This is a genomic window from Bradyrhizobium sp. NAS80.1 (assembly GCF_001908205.1).
GTDB lineage: Bacteria > Pseudomonadota > Alphaproteobacteria > Rhizobiales > Xanthobacteraceae > Bradyrhizobium.
The window spans coordinates 1-1,819 of the sequence record NZ_LGHL01000379.1; the positions used below are offsets into that span (position 1 = coordinate 1).

At 63.3% G+C, this 1,819-nt stretch carries 4 protein-coding genes; all 4 read right to left on the reverse strand.

Annotation, left to right across the window (positions count from 1 at the left end):
* Nucleotides 1-413, reverse strand: a 413-nt coding sequence (locus tag AC629_RS43605; RefSeq protein ID WP_143199929.1) for a hypothetical protein, incomplete at its 3' end; no start/stop codon positions are given.
* Entirely contained in the window at nucleotides 413-1,066 is a 654-nt protein-coding gene (locus AC629_RS43610) for a phage connector family protein (protein WP_084810750.1), read from the reverse strand. The genes AC629_RS43610 and AC629_RS43605, both read right to left, overlap by 1 nt.
* Before the next feature lie 63 nt (nucleotides 1,067-1,129).
* Nucleotides 1,130-1,399, reverse strand: a complete 270-nt coding sequence (locus AC629_RS43615; RefSeq protein WP_143199930.1) for a hypothetical protein — start codon at nucleotides 1,397-1,399, stop codon at nucleotides 1,130-1,132.
* A 66-nt stretch (nucleotides 1,400-1,465) separates the two neighbouring features.
* The coding region (locus AC629_RS47505; protein ID WP_084810752.1) for a phage capsid protein at nucleotides 1,466-1,819 on the reverse strand (354 nt) is incomplete at its 5' end.

The following is a 1,819-nucleotide window of genomic DNA, read 5'->3' on the forward strand; positions in this document are numbered from 1 at the left end:
TTCTTGGTACTGGCATCCACAGCGAAGGGGAGCCCGAACGGGTGGTAGGCCGTGCCATCCCAATACTCGAATTGCAGGATGGCACCGATGGCCGGCGAAGCCGACCAACCGAGCAGCGCAATTGCACAGACATGCGTGCTCGACACCGTGATCGTTGCGATGACCCCGGCCGCAGCGTAGCTGCCGGACGGCATGGTCAAGTCGACCAGGCCGATCTGCTGCACCTTCTTGCGGACGCGGCCGAGGTGGCGGGTACGCATCGAGAGTTTCGAGCCGCCTTGCGGCACTGGCTCGGCGTTGATCGCTGTCGCGAGCCCCGAATAAAACTGTTTGAGGTCCGTGCGGCCGTGCTCTTCCGGCGCCAGCTCGCCGGCATTGTTCGACGCCTGGTATGTGCCGGGACGGGCAACCATCAGGACAACCGCGCGTCAGTGAGGGGATCGTGCCACTGCGCGGTGGCCGTGCGCGATTTGGCGGCATCACTAGCCATCGCGCGGCCGATCAGGCCGCCACGGCCCTGCTCCTCCGGCGTTCCTTCGGCGATGACGCGGATCTTGGCGTCGAGGGCGGCATCATGGGTGACGGGGATCGCAAAGTCGGCCGCGGCAATCTGCTCGATCGCAAGGGTGAATTGCGGGTCCCACACTTGCGGATCTGGCATCACCGTGACGACGGCCCAGACGGCATCGCGATCGGCATAGAGCCAACCGCTTTCGATCAGGAACTCGCGGAGCGGATCGCGCGGGTTGCGCGGGTCGCGCAGCACCTTGCGCGGCAGGCCGAGGCGCGGGCTCGGCAGCTCGAAGGCAAACCGCCAGCCATTGTTGAAGATCTGCGCAGCGGCGTCGTAGTCGTTCTCCGCCGTCTTGGCGACCGCGTCGAGCTTGTAGGTCTTGCCGGCAAAGGACCATTCGTGCATCGCGAGCACGGCTTTGAGCCGGGAATAGTAGACAGGGACGACCTGGCCGGCCAGTTCGGTGTCCTCATCTTCCGCCATGATCTTGCCGGCGCCGATCCGGCCCAGCGCGTTGTTGATTACCTTCAGATGATTGTTGTCGTCGGTCATGGCTGCCCCGGAAGGAAGAGCCGCGGGGCCGAAGCCCCGCGGCAGTCACAGGGAGGAAAGCGACTAGGCGAAGACCATTACCGCGACCGTCACAGCCGCGGCATTGTCCGCGGAGGTGACGTTGAGGGCCGTGCAGGTCGGGGTGCCGCCGTTTACGCACGAGGCGATGATGACGTCGCCCTTGCGCAATTGCTTGGTCGCGTTGTTCCAGTAGTTGGCTGCGAGAATGTTGGCGACGGTGTCGCCGGTCGCATAGAAGTAGAGCGATTTGCCATTGCCGGCGGAGAAGGGGACAGAGCCCATCCGGGCGAGGCTTTGAACGTCGAGTGCCATGGAGCTGACTTTCGGTTGGTTGCGAGGAGCTGCGAGGCCGGGCGTGCCCGGCTCGCATTGTCAGGATCAGTTGATGACCAGCGGATCGGTGATCTTGATGCGCACGCGCTTGACGCCGGCCGGCTGCATCACCTTGGCTGCACCCGACATCACCGTGTTGTAGACCCATGCCGTGATCAGGTTTTCGAACGTGATGCGCGAGGTCATCGCGTAGTTCGAGCCGAAGCCGATCATGGCCTTGTTCCACAGATAGGTGTCCACGGCGTTTGCGTTGAACGCGGTGAACATTTCGTCGGGCGCCTGGAAGATGTGGATCTTGTTCCACGTCTTGGCGTCGGACATGGTCTTGAACTGCAGATCCTCGCCGGTGTAGTCGCGGTTGTTGAACTGCTTGTAGAGGCCGAGCTGTTCCCACGACAT

What these genes read in the sequence shown, in the direction of transcription:
- AC629_RS43610 (WP_084810750.1), bottom strand. Translation starts at nt 1,066, where the DNA reads ATGACCGACGACAACAATCATCTGAAGGTAATCAACAACGCGCTGGGC.
- AC629_RS43615 (WP_143199930.1), bottom strand. Translation starts at nt 1,399, where the DNA reads ATGGCACTCGACGTTCAAAGCCTCGCCCGGATGGGCTCTGTCCCCTTC.